At 70.4% G+C, this 25,961-nt stretch carries 21 protein-coding genes and 1 pseudogene; 13 read left to right on the forward strand and 9 right to left on the reverse strand.

What is annotated here, in order from left to right; all coding sequences use genetic code 11:
* Positions 1–26 precede the first annotated feature (26 nt).
* Complete coding sequence (locus ACWD02_RS28130) at positions 27–1,229, forward strand: MarP family serine protease (RefSeq protein WP_451215194.1); 1,203 nt, start codon at positions 27–29, stop codon at positions 1,227–1,229.
* Between the two features lie 97 nt (positions 1,230–1,326).
* On the opposite strand, the gene ACWD02_RS28135 is transcribed toward ACWD02_RS28130, so the two are convergent.
* The 6 genes from ACWD02_RS28135 to ACWD02_RS28160 all read right to left on the reverse strand — a co-directional run bounded on the left by ACWD02_RS28135 (position 1,327) and on the right by ACWD02_RS28160 (position 9,241).
* On the reverse strand, positions 1,327–1,515 hold the full coding sequence (locus ACWD02_RS28135) for a hypothetical protein (RefSeq protein ID WP_451215195.1): 189 nt from the start codon (positions 1,513–1,515) through the stop codon (positions 1,327–1,329).
* A 150-nt stretch (positions 1,516–1,665) separates the two neighbouring features.
* On the reverse strand, positions 1,666–2,613 hold the full coding sequence (locus tag ACWD02_RS28140) for an alpha/beta fold hydrolase (protein ID WP_451215196.1): 948 nt from the start codon (positions 2,611–2,613) through the stop codon (positions 1,666–1,668).
* Positions 2,610–3,116: a phage holin family protein gene (locus tag ACWD02_RS28145; protein ID WP_451215197.1), complete on the reverse strand. Its 507-nt coding sequence runs from the start codon at positions 3,114–3,116 to the stop codon at positions 2,610–2,612. Before ACWD02_RS28145 ends, ACWD02_RS28140 begins: the two co-directional genes overlap by 4 nt.
* Positions 3,117–3,214: 98 nt before the next feature.
* A complete protein-coding gene (gene nhaA / locus ACWD02_RS28150; protein WP_451215198.1) occupies positions 3,215–4,624 on the reverse strand; it encodes a Na+/H+ antiporter NhaA in 1,410 nt (469 codons plus the stop codon).
* Positions 4,625–4,824: 200 nt separating this feature from the next.
* Positions 4,825–6,828: an acetate--CoA ligase gene (acs, locus tag ACWD02_RS28155; protein ID WP_451215199.1), complete on the reverse strand. Its 2,004-nt coding sequence runs from the start codon at positions 6,826–6,828 to the stop codon at positions 4,825–4,827.
* 49 nt (positions 6,829–6,877) lie between these two features.
* Positions 6,878–9,241, reverse strand: coding sequence for a bifunctional SulP family inorganic anion transporter/carbonic anhydrase (locus ACWD02_RS28160; RefSeq protein WP_451215200.1), 2,364 nt, complete (start codon positions 9,239–9,241; stop codon positions 6,878–6,880).
* A gap of 397 nt (positions 9,242–9,638) precedes the next feature.
* Between ACWD02_RS28160 and ACWD02_RS28165 the strand changes: the two genes are divergently transcribed.
* The gene (locus ACWD02_RS28165) at positions 9,639–10,919 is read left to right on the forward strand and encodes a hypothetical protein (RefSeq protein WP_451215201.1); all 1,281 of its coding nucleotides are present in this window, start codon (positions 9,639–9,641) and stop codon (positions 10,917–10,919) included.
* 28 nt (positions 10,920–10,947) lie between these two features.
* Here the strand turns inward: ACWD02_RS28165 and ACWD02_RS28170 are convergent, their stop codons facing one another.
* Complete coding sequence (locus ACWD02_RS28170; protein ID WP_451215202.1) at positions 10,948–11,928, reverse strand: ATP-binding protein; 981 nt, start codon at positions 11,926–11,928, stop codon at positions 10,948–10,950.
* Between the two features lie 101 nt (positions 11,929–12,029).
* Between ACWD02_RS28170 and ACWD02_RS28175 the strand changes: the two genes are divergently transcribed.
* The gene (locus tag ACWD02_RS28175) at positions 12,030–12,845 is read left to right on the forward strand and encodes an oxidoreductase (protein WP_451215203.1); all 816 of its coding nucleotides are present in this window, start codon (positions 12,030–12,032) and stop codon (positions 12,843–12,845) included.
* A gap of 330 nt (positions 12,846–13,175) precedes the next feature.
* Here ACWD02_RS28175 and ACWD02_RS28180 read toward each other — a convergent pair whose 3' ends face one another.
* Positions 13,176–14,015: an HAD family hydrolase gene (locus ACWD02_RS28180; protein WP_451215204.1), complete on the reverse strand. Its 840-nt coding sequence runs from the start codon at positions 14,013–14,015 to the stop codon at positions 13,176–13,178.
* 520 nt (positions 14,016–14,535) lie between these two features.
* Here ACWD02_RS28180 and ssd point away from each other — a divergent pair.
* From ssd to ACWD02_RS28215, 7 genes and pseudogenes are all read left to right on the forward strand, one after another.
* Complete coding sequence (gene ssd / locus ACWD02_RS28185; RefSeq protein ID WP_451215205.1) at positions 14,536–15,687, forward strand: septum site-determining protein Ssd; 1,152 nt, start codon at positions 14,536–14,538, stop codon at positions 15,685–15,687.
* Positions 15,684–16,859: a TadA family conjugal transfer-associated ATPase gene (locus tag ACWD02_RS28190; RefSeq protein ID WP_451215206.1), complete on the forward strand. Its 1,176-nt coding sequence runs from the start codon at positions 15,684–15,686 to the stop codon at positions 16,857–16,859. Before ssd ends, ACWD02_RS28190 begins: the two co-directional genes overlap by 4 nt.
* The gene (locus ACWD02_RS28195; protein ID WP_451215207.1) at positions 16,856–17,704 is read left to right on the forward strand and encodes a type II secretion system F family protein; all 849 of its coding nucleotides are present in this window, start codon (positions 16,856–16,858) and stop codon (positions 17,702–17,704) included. Before ACWD02_RS28190 ends, ACWD02_RS28195 begins: the two co-directional genes overlap by 4 nt.
* Positions 17,701–18,486, forward strand: a complete 786-nt coding sequence (locus ACWD02_RS28200; RefSeq protein WP_451215208.1) for a type II secretion system F family protein — start codon at positions 17,701–17,703, stop codon at positions 18,484–18,486. The genes ACWD02_RS28195 and ACWD02_RS28200 overlap by 4 nt, the downstream gene beginning before the upstream one ends.
* A 73-nt stretch (positions 18,487–18,559) precedes the next feature.
* The gene (locus ACWD02_RS28205) at positions 18,560–18,763 is read left to right on the forward strand and encodes a DUF4244 domain-containing protein (RefSeq protein ID WP_451215349.1); all 204 of its coding nucleotides are present in this window, start codon (positions 18,560–18,562) and stop codon (positions 18,761–18,763) included.
* Positions 18,750–19,142: a TadE family type IV pilus minor pilin gene (locus tag ACWD02_RS28210; RefSeq protein WP_451215209.1), complete on the forward strand. Its 393-nt coding sequence runs from the start codon at positions 18,750–18,752 to the stop codon at positions 19,140–19,142. The genes ACWD02_RS28205 and ACWD02_RS28210 overlap by 14 nt, the downstream gene beginning before the upstream one ends.
* A 74-nt stretch (positions 19,143–19,216) precedes the next feature.
* Positions 19,217–19,432 (forward strand): annotated as a pseudogene (locus tag ACWD02_RS28215) (Rv3654c family TadE-like protein); the annotation flags it as partial.
* A gap of 303 nt (positions 19,433–19,735) precedes the next feature.
* On the opposite strand, the gene ACWD02_RS28220 reads toward ACWD02_RS28215, so the two are convergent.
* Positions 19,736–22,189, reverse strand: a complete 2,454-nt coding sequence (locus ACWD02_RS28220) for a DEAD/DEAH box helicase (protein WP_451215210.1) — start codon at positions 22,187–22,189, stop codon at positions 19,736–19,738.
* Between the two features lie 80 nt (positions 22,190–22,269).
* On the opposite strand from ACWD02_RS28220, the gene bldG reads away from it, so the two are divergent.
* From bldG to ACWD02_RS28235, 3 genes are all read left to right on the forward strand, one after another.
* Positions 22,270–22,611 carry an anti-sigma factor antagonist BldG gene (gene bldG, locus ACWD02_RS28225; protein WP_003975386.1) on the forward strand — a complete coding sequence of 114 codons (342 nt, stop codon included), beginning with the start codon at positions 22,270–22,272 and terminating at the stop codon, positions 22,609–22,611.
* Positions 22,612–22,725: 114 nt separating this feature from the next.
* Positions 22,726–23,163 carry an ATP-binding protein gene (locus ACWD02_RS28230; RefSeq protein WP_451215211.1) on the forward strand — a complete coding sequence of 146 codons (438 nt, stop codon included), beginning with the start codon at positions 22,726–22,728 and terminating at the stop codon, positions 23,161–23,163.
* A gap of 329 nt (positions 23,164–23,492) precedes the next feature.
* Entirely contained in the window at positions 23,493–25,904 is a 2,412-nt protein-coding gene (locus ACWD02_RS28235; protein WP_451215212.1) for a sodium-translocating pyrophosphatase, read from the forward strand.
* The last annotated feature ends 57 nt before the right edge of the window (positions 25,905–25,961 follow it).

Consider the following 25,961-nt stretch of genomic DNA (forward strand, 5'->3'; position numbering starts at 1 on the left):
CGCGATGCGAGGCGAGGATTGAATCGGTGAACGTGCTGGACATCCTTTTGGTGGTCGCCGCCGTATGGTTCGCGGTCGTCGGCTATCGCCAGGGATTCGTCGTCGGCATCCTGTCGGTGATCGGGTTTCTGGGTGGCGGACTCGTCGCGGTGTACCTGCTGCCCGTCATCTGGGCTGCCCTCACGGACGACGAGGGAGCGGTCAGCACGACGGCCGCCGTCGTGGCCGTGGTCATCGTGATCGTCTGTGCCTCCATCGGCCAGGCCCTCACCACCCACCTGGGCAACAAGCTCCGCCGGTACATCACTTGGCAGCCGGCCCGCGCCCTGGACGCCACGGGCGGCGCGCTGGTCAACGTACTGGCGATGCTCCTGGTCGCCTGGCTGATCGGCTCCGCCCTCGCGGGCACGACGCTGCCGACGGTCGGCAAGGAAGTACGCAACTCCAAGATCCTGCTCGGCGTCTCGCGCACGCTGCCCGACCAGGCCGACACCTGGTTCGCGGACTTCTCCTCGGTCCTCGCGCGCAACGGCTTCCCGCAGGTCTTCAGCCCGTTCTCGAACGAGCCCATCACCGAGGTCCAGGCCCCCGACCCCAAGCTCGCCAAGAGCGAGGTCGCCACGAAGGCCCGGCGCTCCATCGTGAAGGTGCAGGGCGAGGCGCGCGGCTGCGGCAAGGTCCTCGAAGGCACCGGCTTCGTCTTCTCCGAGCGCCGCGTGATGACCAACGCGCACGTGGTCGGCGGCGTGGACGAGCCGACGGTGCAGATAGGCGGAAACGGCAGGACGTACGACGCGAAGGTCGTGCTCTACGACTGGGAGCGCGACATCGCCGTTCTGGACGTGCCGACGCTCGATGCGCCCGCGCTGCAGTTCACGTCGAAGGACGCGGTCAGCGGTGACAACGCGATCGTCGCGGGCTTCCCGGAGAACGGCCCGTACGACGTCCGCCCGGCGCGCGTGCGTGGTCGCATCACGGCCAACGGCCCGGACATCTACCACCGGGGCACCGTGCGCCGCGACGTGTACTCGCTCTACGCGACCGTCCGCCAGGGAAACTCGGGCGGCCCGTTGCTCACGCCCGAAGGAAAGGTCTACGGCGTGGTGTTCGCCAAGTCGCTCGACGACCCGGACACCGGATACGCCCTCACCGCCGACGAGGTCCGCGAGGACATCAAGGCAGGCCGCACCGCCAACCAAGAGGTCGACAGCGAGGGCTGCGCGCTCTAGACGGCGCGCAGGCGGGGGAGCAGCCGGATCGGTCCGGATGGATCAGCCGCGTACGCCTGGTGTAGCCGCGTACGCCTGGTCCGGTCGCGCGTTGGCCTCAGTCGCGTGTATGCCTCAGCCGCGCCGAGACCCAGCGGGCCCTGCGGCGCAGGATGCGGGGGATGCCGATGCCTTGAGCGGGGCCTTCATGGCCCGGATCATGGGGGCCGCCCCTCTCACGGCTGTTCAGCGCGATGGCTGAGCGGCGGTTGCGTGCTGCGTCACTGTAGTCGTGCGTCCAGCCCATACCCCGACGTTTGCCCGTGCCCCAAGGTCGGTAATCGCGCCCACGGGCCCCAATTGGCCTATGCGGGAGGCAATTGGCCGTTCGAAGAACAGGTGTTCCCTTGGGTCGTCCTCCGGCCTTCCCTTGACCCTGTTTCAGGCCCCGTGCGACCTACCGGTCCGGCTCGGGGTCCTTCAGCCAGTTGACCAGCTCGGTGGAGAAGGCGACCGGGTCCTCCTCCTGCGGAAAGTGCCCCAGACCGTCGAACAGCCGCCACCGGTAGGGCGCTTCGACGTACTCGCCCGAGCCGGCGGCACTGCGCGTGCGCATCACGGGGTCCAGCGAGCCGTGCAGATGCAGCGTGGGAACCCGCACGGGGCGCTTCATGCGCCGGTTGAACTGGATGCCGTCGGGTCGGGCCATCGACCGCACCATCCAGCGATACGGCTCGACCGAGCAGTGCGCCGTCGACGGGATCGTCATGGCACGGCGGTACGTCTCCACCGACTCATCGTCCGGCAGCCGCGGCCCCGACCAGTCCCGCACCAGACGCCCCACCAGAGCGGCGTCGTCGGCGACGAGTTGACGCTCCGGCACCCACGGCCGCTGGAAGCCCCACACGTACGAGGCCGCGGCGGTCTGCCGGCGGTCCGAGAGCATCGCCGAGCGCCAGCGCCGCGGGTGCGGCATCGAGGAGACGGCGAGGCGGCGCACCAGCTTGGGCCGCATCACGGCCGCCGTCCACGCGAGGTAGCCGCCCAGGTCGTGTCCGACGAGCGCGGCATCCGGCTCGCCGAGCGACCGTACGACGCCCGTGATGTCGAGCGCGAGGTTCGCCGGGTCGTAACCCCGCGGCGTACGGTCGCTGCCGCCCACGCCCCGCAGGTCCATCGCGACCGCCCGGAAGCCCGCGTCGGCGAGCGCCACCATCTGGTGCCGCCAGGTCCACCAGAACTGCGGAAAGCCGTGCAGGAGCAGCACGAGCGGCCCGTCGCCCATCTCGGCGATGTGGAAGCGGGCGCCGTTGGCGGCGACGTCCCGGTGGGTCCACGGGCCTTCGATGCGTACGAGTGACGCGGGTTGGGCCGGATGGGGGGCGGGCGTGGCGGGGTCCGTCATGAAGACGAGCGTGCCACAGCCGCAGGCTTCTCACTGCCACGGTCGAGGGTGGCGCCCACGGCAGGCGCGGGGCCGACCGAACGCGGGTGCGGCTTCACGTTCTGCAGTACGGCAGCCGTCTGCTTGGCCGAGGCAGCGGCCTTCTGCGGCCCCTTGCCCTTCTTGGCCTTCTTCGCGAAGACGACGCCGATCAGCGCGAGCACGCCCGCCACCAGCACGTTCGCCGCGAAGGAGAGCACGAAGCAGATGGCCATGTTCCAGCCGCTCCAGGTACGGATGCCGTACGCCAGGGCGAAGCTCAGCATCGGCAGCGAGAAGAGCAGCACCGCCCCCGCGGCGGCGAACGCGCCGCCGCCGACCGCACCCCGCTTGACGTCCTGCCGCAGCTGGGCCTTGGCCAGCGCGATCTCGTCGTGCACCAGCGCCGACATCTCGCTGGTCGCCGTGGAGACCAGCTGGCCGAGGCTGCGTTCGGTGCCGACGGGCCCGTCGGGTGCGCTCATCGCTTCTCCCCTTCTCCGTAAGCCTGCGTAAGCCTGCTCACATACGTCTGTTCCGGTACGACCGCTCAGCTCAGTCTGCGCAGTCAAGTCTGCTCAGATCATGCCGGACCGTCGTCCTCGGCGCGTGCCCCGGCCGACACTTCGGCAAGCCTGCGGTGCTCGGCCGCCTTCTTCTCATAGATCGCGGCCATCCGCAGGTGGTACTCCGGCTTGTCCTGTTCGTACACGTCCGGGATGCCGTCGAGGTCGTCGTCGCGCTCCTCGTGCTCGTACAGCGCGCGGTAGCGGGCGTTGCGCACCTTGAGCAGGATCCCCGAGAGCACGGCCGCGATGAGAGAGCCCATCAGGACGGCTGCCTTGATCTCGTCGGTGAGGAGCGGGTCCTCGGTGAAGGCGAGTTCGCCGATCAGGAGCGAGACGGTGAAGCCGATGCCGGCCAGCGAGGCGACGGCGAACACGTCCGCCCAGGCGAGTTCCTCGTTGAGTTCGGCCTTGGTGAAGCGGGCAGCGAGCCAGGTGCCGCCGAAGATGCCGACCGTCTTGCCGACCACGAGGCCGAGCACCACACCGAGCGTCTCGGGCTGGCCGAACACGTCGCGAAGTGCGCTGCCCGACACCGCCACACCGGCGCTCATCAGTGCGAACAGCGGTACGGCGAGTCCCGCGGAGAGGGGGCGCACCAGGTGTTCGATGTGCTCGCCCGGCGAGTGCTCCTCGCCCTCGCGGCGGGTGCAGCGCAGCATCAGGCCCATCGCGACACCGGCGATCGTGGCGTGAATGCCGCTGTTGTACATCAGGCCCCAGATGACCAGGGCCAGCGGAACGTAGACGTACCAGCCGCGGACGTTCTTGCGGAGCAGCAGCCAGAAGACCACGAGGCCGATCACCGCGCCGCCGAGCGCCGCGAAGTCGAGGTCGCTGGTGAAGAACACCGCGATGATCAGGATCGCGAAGAGGTCGTCGACGACGGCGAGCGTGAGCAGGAAGGCGCGCAGCGCGGACGGCAGCGAGGTGCCGATGACCGCGAGGACGGCGAGCGCGAAGGCGATGTCGGTGGCGGTCGGCACCGCCCAGCCGTTCATGGAGCCGCCGCCGACGGTGTTGACCAGGACGTATACGAGAGCCGGTACGGCCATGCCGCAGAGCGCGGCGATGACGGGCAGGGCCGCGGCCTTCGGGTCGCGCAGATCGCCCGCGACGAGCTCACGCTTGAGTTCGATGCCGGCGACGAAGAAGAAGACGGCGAGCAGTCCGTCGGCCGCCCAGTGCGCGAGGGAGAGGTCGAGGCCGAGGGCGGAGGGCCCGAGGTGGAATCCGCTCACGGACCTGTACGACTCACCGGCGGTGTTCGCCCAGATCAGCGCGGTGACGGCGGCCACGAGGAGGAGGACGCCACCGACCGTCTCGGCACGCAGCGCGTTGGCGACGAAGGTCCGTTCGGGCAGCGAGAGCCGTCCCAGGACCTTGCGGTTGTTGCGGGGTGCGTTGCGGGGTTCGGGCGCGGCCACGGGGGTCGACCTCCGGTCGGTAGGCAGGACAAAACACTTGCCGACCAGACTTCCCGGCGCACCTAGGTTCTTCTTGTCGCGCTGTTGACGCGGTCCTCAGCGTACCCAACTTGCGACCGGACCTATCCGGCGATCTTCACTTTATGCGCAAGAGGGGCACCCGGCGCGGTGCCGGATGCCCCTCTCTGGCGTAGGCCTGACTAGTCCTCGCTCGGCGCGGCGGGCAGCTTGGTCTGGATCAGGTCCATCACGGAGGAGTCCGTGAGCGTGGTGACGTCGCCCAGCTCGCGGTTCTCGGCGACGTCCCGCAGCAGGCGCCGCATGATCTTCCCGGAGCGGGTCTTGGGCAGCTCGGCCACCGGGAGGATGCGCTTGGGCTTGGCGATCGGCCCAAGGGTCGCGCCCACGTGGTTGCGCAGGTCGGCCACGAGGCCCTCGTCGTCGGCGTTGGCTGTGCCGCGCAGGATCACGAAGGCGACGATGGCCTGACCGGTGGTCTCGTCCGCGGCCCCCACGACGGCTGCTTCGGCGACCGAGGGGTGCGAGACGAGGGCGGATTCGACCTCGGTGGTGGAGATGTTGTGCCCGGAGACGAGCATGACGTCGTCCACGCGGCCCAGGAGCCAGATGTCGCCGTCGTCGTCCTTCTTGGCGCCGTCGCCGGCGAAGTACTTGCCCTCGAAGCGCGACCAGTAGGTGTCGAGGAAGCGCTGGTCGTCACCCCAGATGGTGCGCAGCATGGAGGGCCACGGCTCGGTCAGGACGAGGTAGCCGCCCCCGCCGTCGGGCACTTCGCGGGCCTCGTCGTCGACGACGGTCGCGGCGATGCCCGGCAGGGCGCGCTGGGCGCTGCCCGGCTTGGTCTCGGTGACGCCAGGCAGCGGCGAGATCATCATGGCGCCGGTCTCGGTCTGCCACCAGGTGTCCACGATGGGGCACTTGTCGGCGCCGATGTTCTTGCGGTACCACATCCATGCCTCGGGGTTGATCGGCTCACCGACAGAGCCGAGGACCCGCAGGCTGGAGAGGTCGAACTTCGCGGGGATGTCGTCGCCCCACTTCATGAACGTCCGGATCGCGGTGGGCGCGGTGTAGAGGATGCTCACGCCGTACTTCTGGACGATCTCCCAGAAGCGCCCCTGGTGCGGGGTGTCGGGCGTGCCCTCGTACATGACCTGCGTCGCGCCGTTCGCCAGCGGGCCGTACGTGATGTACGAGTGCCCGGTGACCCAGCCGATGTCGGCCGTGCACCAGTAGACGTCGGTCTCCGGCTTGAGGTCGAAGACGGCGTGGTGGGTGTAGGCGGCCTGGGTGAGATAGCCGCCGGAGGTGTGCAGGATGCCCTTCGGCTTACCCGTCGTGCCCGACGTGTAGAGGATGAAGAGCGGGTTCTCCGCGTCGAACGCCTCGGGCGTGTGCTCGGACGACTGGCGCTCGGTCAGCTCGTGCCACCACACGTCGCGGCCCTCGCTCCACGCCACGTCCTGACCCGTGCGGCGCACCACCAGGACGTGCTCGACGGAGCTTCCCTCGCGCGCGACGGCGTCATCCACGGCGGGCTTGAGGGCGGCGGGCTTGCCGCGGCGGTAGCCGCCGTCGGAGGTGATGACGACCTTGGCGTCGGCGTCCGCCACGCGCTTGGCGATGGCATCGGCCGAGAACCCGCCGAAGACCACGGAGTGCGCGGCGCCGATACGGGCACAGGCCAGCATCGAGATGACCGCCTCGGGGATCATCGGGAGATAGACGGCGACGCGGTCGCCCTGCCGCACGCCCAGCTCGGTCAGCGCGTTGGCGGCCCGGCTGACCTCGTCCTTGAGCTCGGCGTAGGTGATGGCCCGGCTGTCGCCGGGCTCACCCTCGAAGTGGATGGCCACACGGTCGCCATTACCGGCCTCGACGTGCCGGTCCACGCAGTTGTACGCGACATTCAGCTTGCCGTCGGCGAACCACTTCGCGAACGGCGGGTTCGTCCAGTCGAGCGTTTCGGTCGGCTCGGTGGCCCAGGTCAGCCGGCGGGCCTGCTCGGCCCAGAAGCCGAGCCGGTCAGCCTTGGCCTGTTCGTACGCCTCCGCGGTGACGTTGGCGTTGGCCGCCAGGTCGGCCGGCGGCGCGAACCTTCGCTCTTCTTTAAGAAGGTTGGCCAGGCTTTCGTTGCTCACGACATCTCCCATTCCCAGGGTGTCCGTTGTGTCCAAAGCCACAGCTCATCAGACCCGAACCCCTGGTGACAAGAGCTTGCCGAAAATTGGTTTAGACCTTTACTCGCCTCGGCGGCTCCTCGTGGGGTTCTCCCTGGTGCGGTGACGGCGTCACCTGGTCGAATACGTCGTCCGGGCTGTCGGTCAGCAGATAGGCCTGCGCCTCGCCGACATGGAAGTACATGCCATGCAGTTCGAGGGAGCCCTCGGCGATGCGCCGCGCCACGGACTCATGGCCACGCAGATGCGCCAACTGCTGGACCACATTGGTCAGGCAGAGCTGCTCGACCGCGTCGGCGGGCGCCCGCCCGGCGAGCCGCGCCCAGCCCTCCTGCTCGTGGGCCGCCATGCGCTCGAGGCTCGGCATCCCGTGCCGCAGCCACCGCTTCAGGGGCGTCTGGGCGCCCCCGGGCGGAGTGGTGAGCAGTGCCTGCATCGCCCCGCACCCGGAGTGCCCGCACACGGTGATGGACCGCACCCGCAGCACGTCCACCGCGTACTCGATCGCCGCGGCCACCGAGTCGTCGCCGCTCTCGGCGCCCGGCAGCGGCACCAGATTGCCGACGTTGCGCACGACGAAGAGGTCGCCAGGGCCGCTCGACGTGATCATCGAGGTCACGAGCCGGGAGTCGGCGCAGGTCAAGAAGAGCTGCGAGGGCTGCTGCCCCTCGCGGGCGAGCCGGGCGAGCTCCCTTCGCACGTGCGGCGCGGTGTTCCGCTGGAACGCGCTGATTCCGCTCGCCAGTTGATACCCGCTCGGCCCTGTCTCGCCCTGCGGTGCCTCCTGGGGGCGGTCGCAGTGGTGGTTGCGCCATGCCGTCCAGGGCCGGCAGCAGGAGTGCGACGAACTGGCGGGCTCGGCGATCCGCGTCCCGGCACGCCCGGTCACCTCGACGGCGCCGCCCTGCGCGGTGTGCGCGTCCTGCCAGCACTGCAATGCTTCGTACGCGGCGTGGTCCATGAATGATCCGTCCAGCTCGATGACGGCCGAAGCGCCGTGCGGCACAAGATGCAGCGCCCTGCTGAGGCGCGGCACGGCGAGGAAGGTCAACTGCCCGCGCACGCGCACGTGGTGGACCCCGTCCTCCTCGGTGTGGGTGATCCGGGTGCGGGCGAGGCGGTGCAGCGCGACGGCCACGGCCACGGCGACGCCGATGGTCACGCCTTCGAGCACCCCGAGGAGGACCACACCGAGTGTCGTGGTCGTGTACACGAGGATCTCGCGGTGGCGGGTGATGGTGCGGATGTGGTTCAGGTTCACCATCTGGATGCCGACCGCCATCACCAGGGCGGCGAGCGCGGCGAGCGGGATCAGCTCCAGGAGGGGGACCAGCAGCAGGGCGGCCACTACTACCCAAACGCCGTGCAGCATCGTGGAGTTCCGGCTGACGGCACCCGCTCGCACATTGGCCACGCTGCGCACCGCGACGCCGGCCACGGGGAGCCCGCCGAGCGCTCCGGACACGGCGTTGGCGGCGCCCTGGCCGAGCAGTTCGCGGTTGAGGTCGGAGCGGACGCCGCCGGCGCTCGGGTCGCGGCGCGCGGAGACCAGCTTGTCCACGGCGACGGCACCGAGCAGCGACTGAACACTGCAGACCAGCGTGACCGTGAGGACGGCGGCCACGAGCCCGAGGGCGGGCCCTTCGGGCAGACCGAGAAGCGCGTGACTGCGCCATGACGGCAGATCGACCTTGGCCACGCTCAGCCCGGCGGCCACGGCGACGGCCGTGGCGGCGGCGACGGAGACCAGGGGTGCTGGTACGACACGCAGGGCTTTGCCCGTACGCCCGGGGATCCGCGGCCAGAGCAGCAGCAACGCCAGGGTCAGCAGGCTGATCGACAGGGCCGCCGGATGTACGTCGGCCAACTGGGCCGGCAGTCCACGGAGGTTGTCGAGCACGGAGCTCTGCGGGGTGCCGCCGAGCACGATGTGCAGCTGGGCGACGGCGATGGTGACACCGATGCCGGCCAGCATGCCGTGTACGACGGCCGGGCTGACGGCGAGCGCCGTGCGCGCCACGTGCAGGCAGCCGAGGGCGAGTTGGCAGAACCCGGCGAGAACGGTGATGGCGCAGGTGGTCCGCCAGCCGTACTGGTGGATGAGGTCGGCGGTGACGACCGTGAGCCCTGCGGCGGGTCCGCTGACCTGCAGCGGCGATCCGCCGACCCATCCGGCGACGAGCCCGCCGACGGCAGCGGCGACGAGGCCCGCCTGGAGCGGCGCGCCGGTGGCGAGCGCGATGCCGAGGGACAGCGGAAGGGCGATCAAGAAGACGGCGATCGACGCGGAGACGTCGGCACCGGCGATGCGGAACTTGCGGCCCTTGCGGAACTTGCCGGGCGGCGGCGCGTGAGGCTCGTGGTCGCGTGAGTCGTGGGCCGGGTCGGTGGCATGGGTGGGGACGCAGGCAGACATGTTTCCCGTCTCCTCCGGGGCAGCGCGGTCGCGGGACAGGGGGCCCTCCGGAGGGTCTCCGGCGGGCGGGGTCGCGGCCGTGGGTCACGGCGTTGCAGCGGCGGGATTTATCAACTCTCGGTAAACGAATCGTAATGGAGAGTAAAGGCTATGGATAGACAAGCGGGGCAAATGGGGCATTAGATCACTCCGAAGGGTGAATAAAGCATTTTGTCGGCTTGTCGTACCACTTGGCTCACGGCCCCGTGCGACGTTGGCGGCGCTGCGGTTCATTCCCGGGCAATTGCGGACCAATCGCGTCCCGGTGGTGACCGCTGAAGTGCCCCCGTGGGCTCCTGCAGTCCCCTGCAGCCGTGCCCCATTCGAAGCCGACTTGAAGGAAGAAGGTGGGCGGAAGATGGCCGCCACCCAGAGGACCCAGCGGATCGCCGCGGGCACCACCGCCCTCGTGGCATGCGTCGCGGTACTGGCCGGTTGCTCCAGCGGCGACACCGGCGCCAAGTCAGGCGCCCCGGGCGCCAAGAAAGCATCTCCCGCCCCGGCCCCCAAGAGCGCGGTCCGCATGATCGGCGACGGCTCCACGGCCTTCACCGGCCGCCAGCCGCACCTGCCCGATCCCGCCCGGCTGAGACCCGGCCAGAAGCCGCCCCAGTTCGTGGTCTTCTCCTGGGACGGCGCCGGCGAGGACAGCCAGAAACTCTTCTCGCACTTCCGCAAGGTGGCCAAGCGGAACGACGCCACGATGACGTACTTCCTCAGCGGCGTGTACATGCTCCCCGAGGCGAAGCGGAAGCTCTACGACCCGCCGAAGCACATGGCCGGCAGCTCGGACATCGGCTTCAACGACCGCAAGGGAATCAAGGACACCGTGGAGCAGCTCCGCGGCGCCTGGCTCGAGGGCAATGAGGTCGGCACCCACTTCAACGGCCACTTCTGCGGCCCGGGCCGCGGCGTGGGTGAGTGGTCGGTCGACGACTGGAAGAGCGAGATCGAGCAGGCCAAGTCCTTCGTGAAGGCATGGAAGACGAACACGGGCATGAAGAAGGCGCAGCCGCTGCCCTTCGACTACGACAAGGAACTCATCGGCGCCCGCACGCCCTGTCTCGAAGGACAGAAGAACTTCATGCGGGCGGCCCGCGAACTGGGCTTCCGCTACGACACCAGCGGCGTCAACAACCAGGTCTGGCCCAAGAAGAAGGAAGGCCTCTGGGACCTGTCGATGCAGCTGGTCCCCGTCCCCGGCCGCAAGTTCGAGACGCTGACCATGGACTACAACTTCATGGTGAACCAGTCGGGCACGACGTCTCAGGGCGACCCCAGCAAGCACGAGTACTGGGGCGACCAGATGCGTGACGGGCTGCTCCAGGGCTTCGACCGCGCCTACACGGGCAACCGCGCCCCACTGATCATCGGCAACCACTTCGAGTCCTGGAACGGCGGCACGTACATGCGTGCCATCGAGGAGACGATCGAGACGGTCTGCACCAAGCGCGAAGTGCGCTGTGTCTCCTTCCGCCAACTCGCCGACTGGCTCGACGCCCAGGACCCGCAGACCGTTCAGCGCCTCACCAAGCTCCCGGTCGGCAAGGCCCCGAAGGAGGGCTGGAAGTCCTTCCTCTCCGCCAGGCCCGCACCGGCCCCGAAGGGCGTACCGGGCGCTCCGGCAGCCAAGCCGTAGCCCTTCGCCGCAGCGCCCTTGGCGCGCTTCAGGCCGTGGCGACGGTCCGCTCACGCAGTACGAAGTCGGGGTCGACCTGGGCAGCCAGGTCGGCACCCGTCCGTTCGTTGCCCCAGCTCTGCGCGTTCTTCAGGTGGAAGTGGACCATCTGACGGGTGTAGCGGTCCCAGTCCCTGCGGTCGTACGAGGTGTCGACGGCGCTCTGAAGTGCCCGCAGGGAACGGCGGTTGTCGTCCTCCAGGAACTCGAACCGGGGCGGACGGCCCTTCTCCATGGCGCGCACCCAGTCCGAGTGCCCGACCGTCACCAGGAGGTCGTCGCCGACCTGCTCGCGCAGGAAGTCGATGTCGTCCTGGCCCTGCACCTTGTTGCCGACGACCTTGAGGTCGACGCCGAAGTCCCGTGCGTATTCCTTGTACTGGCGATAGACGGAGACCCCCTTCCGGGTCGGCTCGGCCACCAGGAACGTCATGTCGAAGCGGGTGAACATGCCGGAGGCGAAGGAGTCCGAACCCGCGGTCATGTCCACGACCGCGTACTCGTCGCGCCCGTCGACCAAGTGGTTCAGGAGCAGCTCCACCGCCCCCGTCTTGGAGTGGTAGCAGGCGACACCGAGATCGGCTTCGGTGAACGGCCCTGTGACCATCAAACGCACGGCTGCGTCGTCGAGTTCCACCGGCCGCGCACACGCGTCGTACACGGGGTTGTCCTCGCGCACCCGCAGGATCCGCGAGCCCTCGCCGGGCGGTGTCGTCTTGATCATCGTGTCGGCGGAGGCGATCCGCGGGTTGGAGCCCCGCAGGTAGTCCTTGATCAGGGGAAGGCGCGCGCCCATGGCGGGCAGCGCGGCGGCGTCCGCCTCGTCGAGGCCGAGCGCGGGGCCCAGGTGCTGGTTGATGTCGGCGTCCACCGCGAGGACCGGCGCTCCGGTGGCGGCGAGGTGTCGGATGAAGAGCGAGGACAACGTGGTCTTGCCGCTGCCGCCCTTCCCTACGAAAGCGATCTTCATGTTCACCAAGGGTAGCCGGACGATCACCTGGCGTATCGATCCGGCGTGAAGAAGACCACTCCTTCGTGGGGCGGGCGCCCGGGGTGCGTAGGGTCGTACTCATGAGTACGACAGCCGATCCGCTCGCGGCCCTGGGCGCACTGCCCGGCGTGGCCGACTCCGTGGACTCCGTGCGCAAGGCCGTGGACCGGGTCTACGGGCACCGGATCATGCGGCGCCGCAGCAATGAGGTCACCTCCGAGGCGGCGCTGCGCGGCGCGCGCGGCTCGGCGGCGCTCTCCGGTGCCGACTGGGCACTCGAAGAGGTACGCCGACGCAGCGACTTCGGCGGCGACGGCGAGGCCCGCACGATCGGCGCGGCCCTGCGGCTGACCGCGGAAGCCGGTCAACTCCTGTCCATCTGGCGGCAGTCGCCGCTCCGCGTTCTCGCGCGCCTCCACCTGGTGGCCGCCGCCGAGAACGACGAGGCGGCGGGGCGGCCGCGCCTGGCGGGCGAGCCGGTCGACGAGCCGCTGGTCGAACTGGCCGTGCCGGACTCCGACGAGGTCGCGGGTCGTCTGGAGGGTCTGTCGCAGCTGATCATCGCGGGCGGCTCCGCGCCGGCTCTCGTGACAGCGGCCGTGGTGCACGGCGAACTGCTCAGCCTGCGCCCCTTCGGCTCGCACAACGGCCTGGTCGCGCGGGCGGCCGAGCGCATCGTCCTGGTGGGCAGCGGTCTCGACCCGAAGTCCGTCTGCCCGGCGGAGGCGGGTCACGCGGAAGAGGGGCGCGCGGCTTACGTGGGGGCGCTCGACGGCTACGCGTCCGGGACGCCGGAAGGGATGGCGGCCTGGATCGCCCACTGCGGGCGTGCCATCGAACTGGGGGCCAGGGAGTCGACGGCGGTCTGCGAGGCGATGCAGCGCGGCGCCGCGTAGAAGATCCTCACGCGGGGATACGGCGACCCTGCACAGGGATGCGGCGGCACGAAACTTCTCGTACCGCCGCTGGCATGTTCACCGGGTTACCAAGCGTCCTCGAAGGTTGCCCATCAGGTCGGGAACTTTGCCCGTCACCTGGTGCGGCTGGCCCGTAATCGACGGGTCGACGTCGCGTGGGTGCTCGGTGTTCATGCTTCGGTCCGTGGGGCCTTGGTTGCGTTTAAAGGTAATCCTCTCGGATGTCCTTGGTCTCGCGGGCCGTTGACTCCTTTGTACTCCTGTCCTGGGGCAAGCGGAAGTCCTGGCACTACTTCTTTACTTTTAGGTTCAAACAAGGGTGAATCGGGCGCTTGGCGTCCGGCGGCGGCTCACGAACCACACGAGGCCCGCCGTCGCCGCGGCGGCACCCACGGCCGCCACCGCGACGAGCGCGGGCCGGGAGGGCTTCTGGCGCCGCTCCTTCAGGCGCACCGGGCGGTGGAAGTCGAGAATCGGCCACCCGCGCGCGAGAGCCTCGCGGCGAAGGGCCCGATCGGGGTTGACCGCATGCGGATATCCCACGGATTCGAGCATGGGGACATCGGTCGCGGAGTCGCTGTAGGCGTGGCAGCGGTCGAGGTCGTATCCCTCGGATTCCGCGAGTTCCTTGATTGCGGCCGCCTTCGTGGGGCCATAGGCGTAGTACTCCACCTCGCCGGTGAAGCAGCCGTCGTCGCCGACCACCATCCGGGTCGCCACCACCCGGTCCGCGCCGAGCAGTTCACCGATCGGTTCGACGACCTCGGCGCCCGAAGTGGAGACGATGACGACGTCACGGCCCGCGGTGTGGTGCTCCTCGATGAGGGACGCGGCCTCGTCGTAGATGATCGGGTCGATCAGGTCGTGCAGCGTCTCGGCGACGATTTCCTTGACCTGCTGCACGTTCCATCCACGGCACAGCGCGGAGAGATACTCGCGCATCCGCTCCATCTGGTCGTGGTCGGCTCCGCCGGCGAGGAAGACGAACTGTGCATATGCGGTTCGCAGAACCGCCCTGCGGTTGATCAGCCCGCCTTGGTAGAACGACTTGCTGAAGGTGAGTGTGCTCGACTTCGCAATGACCGTCTTGTCCAGGTCAAAGAAGGCAGCTGTGCGAGGCAAGGAGTGGTTTTCCACGAGGCCGAGCATAGGCGCCCACCATTCGGCGTAAGGTGAGGCGCGTGGGTTTGCCTGAGAAGGCTCTCGGGTACACCATGGAAGTCACGGATCGTTCGCGACCGTGCTAACCCGGTCTGGCTCCTCCCCCCCCGAGTCGGACCGTGGGGACGACCCCCGCTCTCCCCCCCGGCGGGGGTCGTCGCATGTCCGGATGGGTTTTCCGGACCTCTCTCGACCCTCATCTGATCGCCCGGCGCCGTCTGACGGCCGATTTGGGCGATCTTTCGCATGTCCAAGATCCGTCACGGTGTGTAGTCGCCAGGCTGCTCTGCGGAAGTCTTCGAGATGTCACCGGTATGGGTGAAGGGGATATTCACAGCCCACGCCTTGTCCACAGTTATTGACCAAGATCCACACGTTATCCGGGACCGCTGCACGCTGATTCCGCTGCTTCTGCACGCGAAGTTCATGGCCGGATTGCTTTGGCCGGCTCATCGCTCATGTGGAACGCGGCATTCAACGGGCTTGCAGTGAGAGGGGGCTGGAGATCGTGGCCGGAGTGATGACACGTGACGGGTCGCCGTCGTCCGACGGACGGCAGGGCGGACCGCTGATCGTCACGGAAGATGTGGACCTGCTGGACGACCTGCTGCGGCTGTGCGCCGCGGCCGGGGCGCGGCCCGAGGTGCAGCACGGCGTGCCGGAGCGCAGAGGCGGCTGGGACGCGGCGCCGCTGATCCTCGTCGGGGACGACGCGGTGGACCGGGTGCGGGGCGCCGTGCGCAGGCGCGGGGTCGTCCTGGTCGGCCGGGATCAGGACGACTCCGGAGTCTGGCAGCGCGCCGTAGAGATCGGGGCCGACCACGTGCTGGTCCTGCCCGACGGCGAGCGCTGGCTGGTGGACCGCATCGCCGATGTTGCAGAGGGAGTGGGGCGGCCCGCGCTCACGGTGGGGGTGATCGGCGGGAGCGGAGGCGCCGGAGCCTCGACGCTGGCGTGTGCCCTCGCCGTCACGGCGGCCCGCGCGGGGCGGCGCACGATGCTTGTGGACGCCGATCCGCTCGGCGGCGGGCTCGACGTACTGCTGGGTGGCGAGGCCGCCGACGGACTCCGCTGGCCCGCCTTCGCGCAGTCCAGGGGCCGGGTCGGCGGGGGCGCGCTCGAGGAGTCGCTGCCCGAGCTGCACTCCCTGCGGGTCCTGAGCTGGGATCGGGGTGATGCGGTGGTCATCGCGCCCGAAGCCATGCGGGCGGTGGTCGCCGCGGCCCGCAGGCGGGGCGGGGTGGTGGTTGTGGACCTGCCGCGCCGCGTGGACGAAGGCGTCGCGGAGGCGCTGGCCCAGGTTGATCTGGGGCTCATGGTGGTGCCCGCGGAACTGCGCGCGGTCGCGGGGGCCCGGCGGGTCGCCTCAGCGGTGGGGATGGTGCTGCGGGACCTGCGGGTGGTGGTCGGCCGGGGCGGCGTCGGACGCGCGGGAGGCGGCGGACTCGGCGGGCGTGACGGTCTCGGAGAGTTCGACGCGGAAGAGGTCGCGCGGCTGCTCGGACTGCCGCTCGTCGGCGAAGTGCCGAGGGAAACGGACCTGTTGGCCGCGCAGGCCGGGGGCGTTCCGCCCGGCGGCTTCGCGCGGGGACCGCTGGCCCGGTTCTGCACGGCCTTCTGGGACCGGGTTCCGGTGGACGCCACCGAGGGCACCTCATGAGCGCCGTCGTCGGGGCCAGGATGCTGGACGGGGTGCGCCAGTGGCTCGCGGAGAACGGCACGGAGCCGACCCCGGCCCGCGTCGCCGAGGCGTTGCGGGCCCAGGGCAGGGTGCTCGGCGACGCGGAGATCCTCGGGACGGCCGCGCGCCTGCGGTCGGAGCTGGTGGGCGCCGGACCCCTTGAGGCATTGCTCGCGGACGACTCGGTGACCGATGTGCTGGTGTCCGCGCCCGACCGGGTGTGGGTGGACCGCGGCGGCGGCCTGGAGCTGACCGGAGTGTCCTTCGAGGACGCGACGGCCGTGCGGCGGCTCGCACAGCGACTCGCGGCCGTCGCGGGGCGGCGCCTCGACGATGCCAGGCCCTGGGTGGACGCACGGCTCCCCGACGGCACCCGCCTCCACGCGGTGCTGCCCCCGGTCGCCGTCGGATCGACGTGCCTCTCCTTGCGTGTCGTACGCCCCCGGGCCTTCACCCTCGCGGAACTGACCGCGGCGGGGACGGTGCCGCCGGGCGGTGACCGGGTACTGCGAGCGCTGATCGACGCCCGGCTCTCGTACGTGATCAGCGGCGGCACGGGCTCGGGCAAGACGACGCTCCTGAGTGCCCTTCTAGGTCTCGTCGGGACGGACGAGCGGATCGTGCTCGCCGAGGATTCGGCCGAGCTGCGCCCCGATCACCCGCACGTGGTGCGCCTGGAATCCAGGCCCGCGAACCAGGAAGGGGCCGGTCAGGTGGGCCTCGACGACCTGGTGCGGCAGGCGCTGCGGATGCGCCCCGACCGGCTTGTCGTGGGCGAGGTGCGCGGCGCGGAGGTGGTCCATCTGCTGGCCGCCCTGAACACAGGGCATGAGGGCGGGTGCGGCACGGTCCACGCCAACGCCGCGGGGGATGTGCCCGCCCGTCTGGAGGCGCTGGGGACGGCGGCAGGGCTCGACCGGGCGGCGCTGCACAGCCAGTTGGCGGCCGCGCTGTCCGTGGTCCTCCATCTCGTACGGGACCGGGCAGGCCGGCGGCGGATCGCCGAGGTGCACGTCCTGGAACGCGACCCCTCCGGCCTCGTGGTGACGGTGCCGGCGCTGCGGTGGGGCGAGAAGGAGTTCGTCCGGGAGCGGGGATGGCAGCAGCTGAAGTCGCTTCTGGTGCACGGTGGTTGGGGTGAGGGGCCATGAGCGCGATGGGCTTGGCGGCGGCTGTGTGCGCGGGAGGCTCGGCCTTCCTGGTGGTCGGCCGGGACCGCGGGTGGCGGCAGCGGACGCGGGCGGTGCTCGGGGGCGAGGTCTCGACGGGGCCTTCGGCATGGCGGCGGGCAAGGAACAGCGTCGGCGGCCGGGTGCGGCACGAGTGGTGGGCGCTGGCGGGTGGGGCGGCGGTCGCGCTGCTCGGGGAGTCCGTGCTGCCGCTGGCCCTGGGAGCGGCCGGGGTGCCGCTGATACGGCGTGTACGGCGGGGCAGGGACGCACGGCTCGAAGAGGAACGCCGGGCCACCGAGGTGATCGCGCTGTGCGGGTCGCTCGCGGGCGAGGTGCGGGCCGGGCGGCAGCCGGGGGAGGCGTTGCGGACCGCGGTGGCCGGAACCGGTGCCGGCCTCGGTGAGGCGCGGGCCGGGGTGCTGGCGGCGGCGCGGTTCGGCGGTGATGTGCCGGGGGCGCTGGAGGATGCGGCGCGCGAGCCGGGGGCGCGGGGGCTTGCGGGGCTCGCGGCGTGCTGGCGGGTGGCGGTGGACCGTGGCGCCGGGCTCGCGGCGGGGCTCGAGCGGCTGGAGGGCGCGCTCCGGGTGGAGCGGGACCAACGCGCTGATCTGCGCGCTCAGTTGGCGGGTGCCCGGTCGACAGCGGTGATGCTCGCGGGGCTGCCGGCCCTCGGGCTGCTGATGGGGAGCGCGTTGGGCGCGCAGCCCTTGCGGGTGCTGCTGCACACCGGGGCGGGGTTCGGATGCCTGGCGGTGGGCGGGGTGTTGGAGGTGGCCGGCGTGTGGTGGGCGCTGCGGATCGTACGAGGGGCGGAGGAGCGATGAACCTTGTTGTTGTCCACCGGCTGGGCGTTGCCGTGTGGGGTGTGGCGGCCGTGTTGTGGCTGATGTCGGCCGCGCTCGCCGCGCGGCGTGAGCGGCTCGTTCGGGGGCGTACGGGAGCCGTGCTCGGGGTGGTGGAGCGGTTGCCGGGGGATCGGCGGAGGCATCGGTTCCGGTGGCGGGGCGCGATGCGGGGGTGGCTGGCGGTGGCCGGGGCGGTGAGCGCCGGGTGGGTGCTGGTGGGCGGTGTCGCTGGGTGCCTGGTGGGGGCGGGTGCCGGGTACGGGGTGTGGCGTTGGTGGCGGGGGCAAGGGGCCCGCGTCGCTGAACTCGACGCGGCGGAGGCTGCTCGGCAACTGCCGCTTGCCGCAGATCTTTTGGCGGCCTGCGTGGCCGCCGGGGCGGGGCCTGTCGTGGCTGCTCGGGCTGTCGGCGACGCGCTGAAGGGGCCGGTCGGGGAACGGCTGGCGCAGGGCGCGGCGGAGATGCGGCTCGGCGGCGAACCAGTCGACGCCTGGCGGAGGTTGGGCGCGATACCGGGCGCTGCGGGGCTGGCCCGGCTGCTGGAGCGGGCGGGGGACTCGGGGGCTCCGGCAGCCGAGCGGGTGGCGCGTCTCGCGGCGGACTGCAGGGCGGAACGGAGCCGTGCGGCGACGGCGGCGGCGCGCAGGGCCGGGGTGCTGATGACGGCGCCGGTGGGGCTGTGCTTCTTGCCCGCGTTCATCGCGGTGGGGGTGCTGCCGGTGCTGATCGGCCTGGCAGGTGGGTTGTTGAGCGGTGGCTGAACGGCTCGACCGATCGAAGTCCCGATGACAGATGACAGATGCCGGAACGTACGGAAATTTCACGGGGGTCGAAATGTGGGGACAGCTGTGTGCGCGGGCGTTGAAGCGCAGGTCGCGCGTGGTGCGAGGGGACGCGGGGATGGTCACTTCGGAGTACGCGATGGGGCTCATCGCGGCGGTGGGGTTCGCCGGACTGCTCTACAAGGTGGTGACGAGCGGGCAGGTCAGGGCGGCGTTGCAGGCGGTCGTGGAGAAGGCGCTCGATGTCCAGTTCTGAGCGGGCGCGGGGTGGCCGGGGTCGCGGTGGTGACCAGGGCTTCGTGACGGCGGAGGCGGCCGTGGTGCTGCCCACGCTCGTGCTGTTCACGATGGCGCTGGTCTGGGCGTTGCTGACCGCGTCCGCGCAGATCCAGTGCGTGGACGCGGCTCGGGCGGGCGCGCGGGTGATGGCCCGGCAGGACCCCGTGAGCGCGGCCGTCGCCGCGGCTCAACAGGCTGCGCCGCGGGGCGCGGCGGTGGCCGTGCGGCGTGACGGCGATCTGGTGCGGGTGGAGGTCGTGGCGGACTCACCGGGGCCAGGGGCGCTGGGACTCGGGCTGCGTCTGCGGTCGGAGGCGGTGGCGTTGGCGGAGGAGACGGTGGGGGTGGGCGCGTGATTGGGCGGGCCGGACGGCGGGCTGCCGGAAGGGCGTCGGACCGGGGAGCCGCCACGGTGTGGGTGGTCGTCGTGATGGCCGTGCTGTGCGTGGTCTGCGGCGCGGTGCTCGCGATGGGGCAGGTGATCGTGGCTCGCCATCGAGCGGGCGGTGCGGCGGACTTGGCGGCACTTGCGGCCGCCGAGCACTGGATGGACGGGCGCTCGGGGGCATGTGCCACGGGCGGTCGGGTGGCCGAGGCGCAAGGGGCGAGGCTCGTGCGGTGCGCGGTGCACGGCGAGATCTCGGACGTCACGGCGGCGGCGGGCTTCGGCCCGTTCGTGACGGAGGTCAGATCCCGGGCGGGCCCGGCGGGACCGGTCGCTGCTGAGCCGGAGCCGGAGCCGGAGCCGGAGCCGAAACCGGAGCCAAGGCCGGGAGCAGGGGCTGTGGCGCCCACCGGGTGGCGGCCGGAGGCGCGGGCGTCGCGTGGCGCCGGAGGGCGGCCAGACGCCCTCGTGGGGCTTGCTGGGCGGAGGCAGGAGGCGGGTCCGGGCCCCGCACACCGACATGCCGGCCAAGAGCGAGATCCGAGGAAGACGACACGCGGCCCCTCAGGGCGTGGGCGCGTCCTTGAGGAGGGTGGTGAGGAGGCGGATCGCGCCGCGTTTGTGCAGGGGGTCGTTGCCGTTGCCGCACTTCGGGGACTGGATGCAGGAGGGGCAGCCGGCCTCGCACTCGCAGGAGGCGATGGCCTGACGGGTGGCCGTCAGCCATTCCCGGGCCGTGTGGAAGGCCCGCTCGGCGAAGCCCGCGCCGCCGGGGTGGCCGTCGTACACGAAGACGGTCGGCAGGAGCGTGTCCGGATGAAGCGGCACGGAGACGCCGCCGATGTCCCAGCGGTCGCAGGTGGCGAAGAGCGGCAGCATGCCGATGGAGGCGTGCTCGGCGGCGTGCAGGGCGCCGCCGAGGATCTCCGGATTCACCCGGGCGGCGTCCAACTGGTCCTCGGTGACCGTCCACCAGACGGCGCGGGTGCGCAGCGTGCGGGGCGGCAGGTCCAGCTTGGTCTCGCCGAGGACCTCGCCGGTGATCAGCTTGCGGCGCAGGAAGGAGACGACCTGGTTGGTGACCTCCACGGAGCCGTAACAGAGGCGGCCGGAGCCCCAGGGGATCTCGGTGTCCGTCTCCAGGATGGAGATCGCCGTGGTGTCGCGGGCGGTCGTGGAGTACGGCGGTCCGGCCTCCTCGACCAAGGCGACCGAGTCCTCCAGGTCCAGCCTGCGCACGAGATACGTACGGCCCTGGTGGAGGTGGACCGCGCCCTCGTGGACGGCGGTGTGCGCGGCGGACGCGTCGACGGTGCCGAGCAACCGGCCCGTGCCCTCCTCGACGATCTGGATGGGTTTGCCGCCCTCGCCGCGGATGTCGGTGAGGTCGGCGGCCCGCTCCCTGCGGGTCCAGTGCCAGGCCTTCGTGCGGCGGCGCAGCAGCTTCGCGGCCTCAAGCTGCGGGAGCAGGTCCTCGGTGGCGGGGCCGAAGAGGGCCAGGTCGTCGTCCGTGAGCGGGAGTTCCGCGGCGGCCGCGCAGAGGTGCGGCGCGAGGACGTACGGATTGTCGGGGTCGAGGACAGTCGACTCCACCGGCTGCTGGAACAGCGCCTCGGGGTGGTGGACGAGATACGTGTCCAGCGGGTCGTCGCGGGCGACGAGCACGGCCAGCGCGCCCTGCCCGGAGCGTCCGGCACGGCCCGCCTGCTGCCAGAGCGAGGCGCGGGTCCCCGGATAGCCGGAGATGATCACGGCGTCGAGACCGGAGACGTCCACGCCGAGTTCGAGGGCGGTGGTGGCCGCGAGGCCGAGGAGTTCCCCGGAGTGCAGGGCGCGCTCCAGGGCGCGGCGTTCCTCGGGGAGATATCCGCCCCGGTAGGCGGCCACACGGCGGGCGAGGGACCGGTCGACCTCGGAGAGGCGTTCCTGGGCGATCACCGAGATCAGCTCGGCGCCGCGCCGCGACCGTACGAAGGCGACCGAGCGGACGCCCTGGACGGTCAGGTCGGTCAGCAGGTCCGCCGTCTCGGCGGTGGCGGTGCGGCGGACAGGGGCGCCCTTCTCGCCGTGGAGGTCGGTGAGCGGCGGTTCCCAGAGGGCGAAGACGAGGTCGCCGCGGGGTGAGGCGTCGTCGGCGACCTCCTTCACGGGCAGCCCGGTGAGGCGTTCCGCGGCGATGGCCGGCTCGGCGGAGGTGGCGGAGGCGAGGAGGAAGACGGGGTCGGAGCCGTAGCGGGCACAGAGGCGGCGCAGGCGGCGCAGGACCTGGGCGACGTGGGAGCCGAAGACGCCGCGGTAGGTGTGGCACTCGTCGATGACGACATAGCGCAGGGCGCGCAGGAAGGAGGACCAGCGGGGGTGGGAGGGGAGTATCCCGCGGTGCAGCATGTCGGGGTTGGTCAGGACGTAGTTGGCGTACTGACGTACCCATTCGCGTTCTTCGACGGGGGTGTCGCCGTCGTACACGGCGGGGCGGATCGCGTTGCCGAGGGGCTCCGCGAGCGCGCGTACGGCGCGGCGCTGGTCGGCGGCCAGCGCCTTCGTCGGGGCGAGGTACAGCGCGGTCGCGCCACGCCCGTTGGGGGCCTCGGAGCCGTCCAGGAGGGCCGAGAGCACGGGAGTGAGATACGCCAGCGACTTTCCCGAGGCCGTACCGGTGGCGACGATGACCGACTCGCCGTCCAGGGCGTGCTCGGCGGCGAGCGCCTGGTGGGCCCAGGGGTGCTCGATCCCGGCCGACTGCACCGCGGCGACGACCTCGGAACGAATGCGATCAGGCCAAACTGCATACCGGGCCTCGCGCGGGGGCAAGTGCTCCGTATGAGTGACGCGCGAAGCACGGCTCGGCCCCGCGGTGAGCCGGTCCAGGACCGTCCGTGGAGACGTGCGTACCGGGGCGCCCGTGGCGGGTCCTCCGGGCGGAGAAAAGTTGGCCATCGGCACCGAGTGTGTCACTGGCGGGATGGACAATGGTCCCAAGGCGTCGTGCATGCCTGCTTGTAAGTGATTGAATGCCATCGCGGCTGGCGATCCGTCCTGGGGGCTCTGCCGAGGTGTCCCGAGGGATGACCGCTCGATAGCAAGGTGCTGGAGGATCCGTGGACCTGTCCCTGTCGACCCGTACCGTCGGCGATCGTACGGTCGTCGAGGTCGGTGGCGAAATCGATGTTTATACCGCGCCCAAGTTGCGCGAACAGTTGGTCGAGTTGGTGAACGACGGCAGTTTCCACCTGGTCGTCGACATGGAGGGCGTGGACTTCCTCGACTCCACCGGGCTCGGCGTACTGGTCGGCGGCCTGAAGCGGGTGCGTGCCCATGAGGGCTCGCTGCGCCTGGTCTGCAACCAGGAGCGCATTTTGAAGATCTTCCGTATCACCGGCCTGACCAAGGTGTTCCCCATTCACACCTCGGTCGAGGAAGCGGTCGCGGCCACCGACTGAGAGCCGGATGTCCCGGGTCGCCTGCTTGCGCGGCCCGGGGGTGGCAGTACAGCAGGGGACCGGGCCCTCGGCCCGGCCCCCTGACAGCACGCGCGTATGTCCGAGGGGGAATGCATGGCCACCGTTGAACTCCGCTTCAGCGCGCTGCCCGAGCACGTCAGAACCGCTCGGCTCGTGGCGGCGGCGGTCGCGCGCAGGGCCGGAGTGGACGAGGCCGTCCTCGACGAGGTCAGGCTCGCTGTCGGCGAGGCCTGCACACGCGCCGTCGGGCTGCACCAGAGCAACGGCGTCTCGGCGCCGGTGCGAGTGGCCCTGATCGAGGACGAGAAGCAGTTCTCCATCGAGGTCGGCGACGAGGCCCCCCACGCGACTCCCGGCGACCGGGCACCCGGATCGGGGTCCGAAGCGCCCGATGATCTGGACCCCGAGGGTGAGGACGAGATGGGTCTCGCCGTCATCAGCGGGCTCGTGGACGACGTGGAGGTCACCGCCGGCGAGGGCGGCGGTCTCATCCGGATGACGTGGCCGACGGCCCCGGTGCCGCTCGTCTGAGCCAATCCCCGAGCCGCCCACGCGCCGGTTCCCGAGTCGGGCTCCGGCCCGGCAAGCTTCGGCTCCACTCGCCACACCAAGGTCTTGCTCCCCGCTCGGGAGCAGGGCCTTTTTCTTTTTGGATCATTGCCCCGGTCAATTGCCTGGGGACTGGCGGTCGCCGTCAACGCTTTTGGGGCATTACCGCTTTCGGGGTCAATCTGTGGTCGCGATCATTTGCTGGGAAGCAATCTCGCGCCAATTCCGTTTGCGGCGCTCTGTTTTGATCAGGTTCAGCTCCCTACAATCCGTCCACATCTTGAGCTCAGCCCAAGCGTCAAGGAGGACGAATGGCGGGGCTTTCTACCCCTCATCAGTTTGACCATCCCTCAACCTTCGCAGCCGCAGTACTGACCGACGACAACCGCCTCATCGTGATGGTCATCGCGGCCGTCGCGGTGGCGGCTCTCGCGGTCGCCTGGGTGCTCGTACGCCAGGTACTCGCGGCCGACGAGGGCACCGACAGCATGAAGAAGATCGCGAAGGCGATCCAGGAGGGCGCCAATGCCTACCTAGGCAGGCAGTTGCGCACTCTCGGTGTTTTCGCCGTCGTGGTGTTCTTCCTGCTCATGCTGCTGCCCGCAGACGACTGGAATCAGCGTGCCGGCCGATCGATCTTCTTCTTGATCGGTGCGGTGTTCTCGGCGACCACCGGCTATATCGGCATGTGGCTCGCCGTACGCAGCAATGTTCGTGTGGCGGCAGCCGCCCGAGAGGCCACTCCGGCGGCCGGTGAACCCGAAAAGGATCTCACCGCCGTTTCGCACAAGGCCATGAAGATCGCTTTCCGCACGGGCGGCGTTGTCGGCATGTTCACGGTGGGGCTCGGTCTTCTGGGCGCCTCCTGTGTGGTGCTCGTCTACGCGGCCGACGCGCCGAAGGTCCTCGAAGGTTTCGGCCTCGGGGCGGCGCTGATCGCGATGTTCATGCGTGTCGGCGGCGGCATCTTCACCAAGGCCGCCGACGTCGGCGCCGACCTGGTCGGCAAGGTCGAGCAGGGCATTCCGGAGGACGACCCGAGGAATGCCGCGACCATCGCCGACAACGTGGGCGACAACGTCGGCGACTGTGCGGGCATGGCCGCCGACCTCTTCGAGTCGTACGCCGTGACCCTGGTCGCCGCGCTGATCCTCGGCAAGGTCGCCTTCGGCGACTCCGGACTCGCCTTCCCGCTGATCGTTCCGGCGATCGGCGTCGTGACGGCGATGATCGGGATCTTCGCGGTGGCGCCAAGGCGCTCCGACCGCAGCGGCATGACCGCCATCAACCGCGGATTCTTCATCTCCGCGTTCATCTCACTGGCGCTCGTGGCCGCGGCGGTCTACGTCTACCTGCCTGGCTCGTACTCCGACCTGAACGGTGTCACGGACGCGGCGATCGCCGGTCATGACGGAGATCCGCGGGTCCTCGCGGTCGTCGCCGTCGCGATCGGCATCGTCATGGCTGCGCTGATCCAGCAGCTCACCGGCTACTTCACGGAGACCACCAGGCGTCCGGTGAAGGACATCGGCAAGACGTCCCTCACCGGACCGGCCACCGTCGTCCTGGCCGGCATCTCGATCGGGCTCGAATCGGCCGTCTACACCGCGCTCCTCATCGGGCTCGGCGTCTACGGGGCGTTCCTGCTCGGCGGCACGTCGATCATGCTCGCCCTGTTCGCGGTGGCGCTGGCCGGAACCGGCCTGCTCACCACGGTCGGCGTGATCGTCGCGATGGACACCTTCGGTCCGGTCTCCGACAACGCGCAGGGCATCGCCGAGATGTCCGGTGACGTCGAAGGTGCCGGCGCGCAGGTGCTCACCGACCTGGACGCCGTCGGCAACACCACCAAGGCCATCACCAAGGGCATCGCCATCGCCACGGCCGTCCTCGCGGCCGCGGCGCTCTTCGGCTCGTATCGCGACGCCATCGCGAGCGCGGCCAAGGACGTCGGCGAGAAGATGGGCGACGGCGCTCCGATGAACCTCGTGATGGACATCTCACAGCCCAACAACCTGGTCGGCCTCATCCTGGGCGCCGCGGTCGTCTTCCTCTTCTCGGGGCTTGCGATCAACGCGGTGTCGAGGTCGGCCGGAGCGGTGGTCTACGAGGTGCGGCGGCAGTTCCGCGAGCGCCCCGGGATCATGGACTACTCCGAGGAACCGGAGTACGGGCGCGTCGTCGACATCTGCACCAAGGACGCGCTGCGCGAGCTGGCCACGCCAGGTCTGCTCGCCGTGCTCACGCCGATCGCGGTCGGCTTCTCGCTCGGCGTCGGCGCGCTCGGCTCGTTCCTGGCGGGCGCGATCGGCACCGGCACGCTGATGGCGGTCTTCCTCGCCAACTCCGGCGGCGCCTGGGACAACGCGAAGAAGCTCGTCGAGGACGGCCACCACGGCGGCAAGGGCAGTGAGGCCCACGCCGCGGTGGTGATCGGTGACACCGTCGGTGACCCGTTCAAGGACACCGCGGGGCCCGCGATCAACCCCCTCCTGAAGGTGATGAACCTGGTGGCGCTGCTCATCGCGCCTGCGGTCGTCCAGTTCAGCTACGGGGACGACGCGAGCGCGGGGATGCGGGCACTGATCGCGGTGCTCTCGATCCTCGTCATCATCGGCGCGGTGTACGTCTCCAAGAGGCGGGGCATCGCCGTGGGCGACGAGGAGGAAGGTGGTACGGAGCGGGTAGGCAATTCGACTGACCCGGCAACCGTGGTTTCGTAACACCGGGTCAGACTCTGCCCAACACGAGGGCGGGCGGCGCGTTTTGACGCGGCGTCC

Source organism: Streptomyces sp. NPDC002853, from assembly GCF_053591915.1.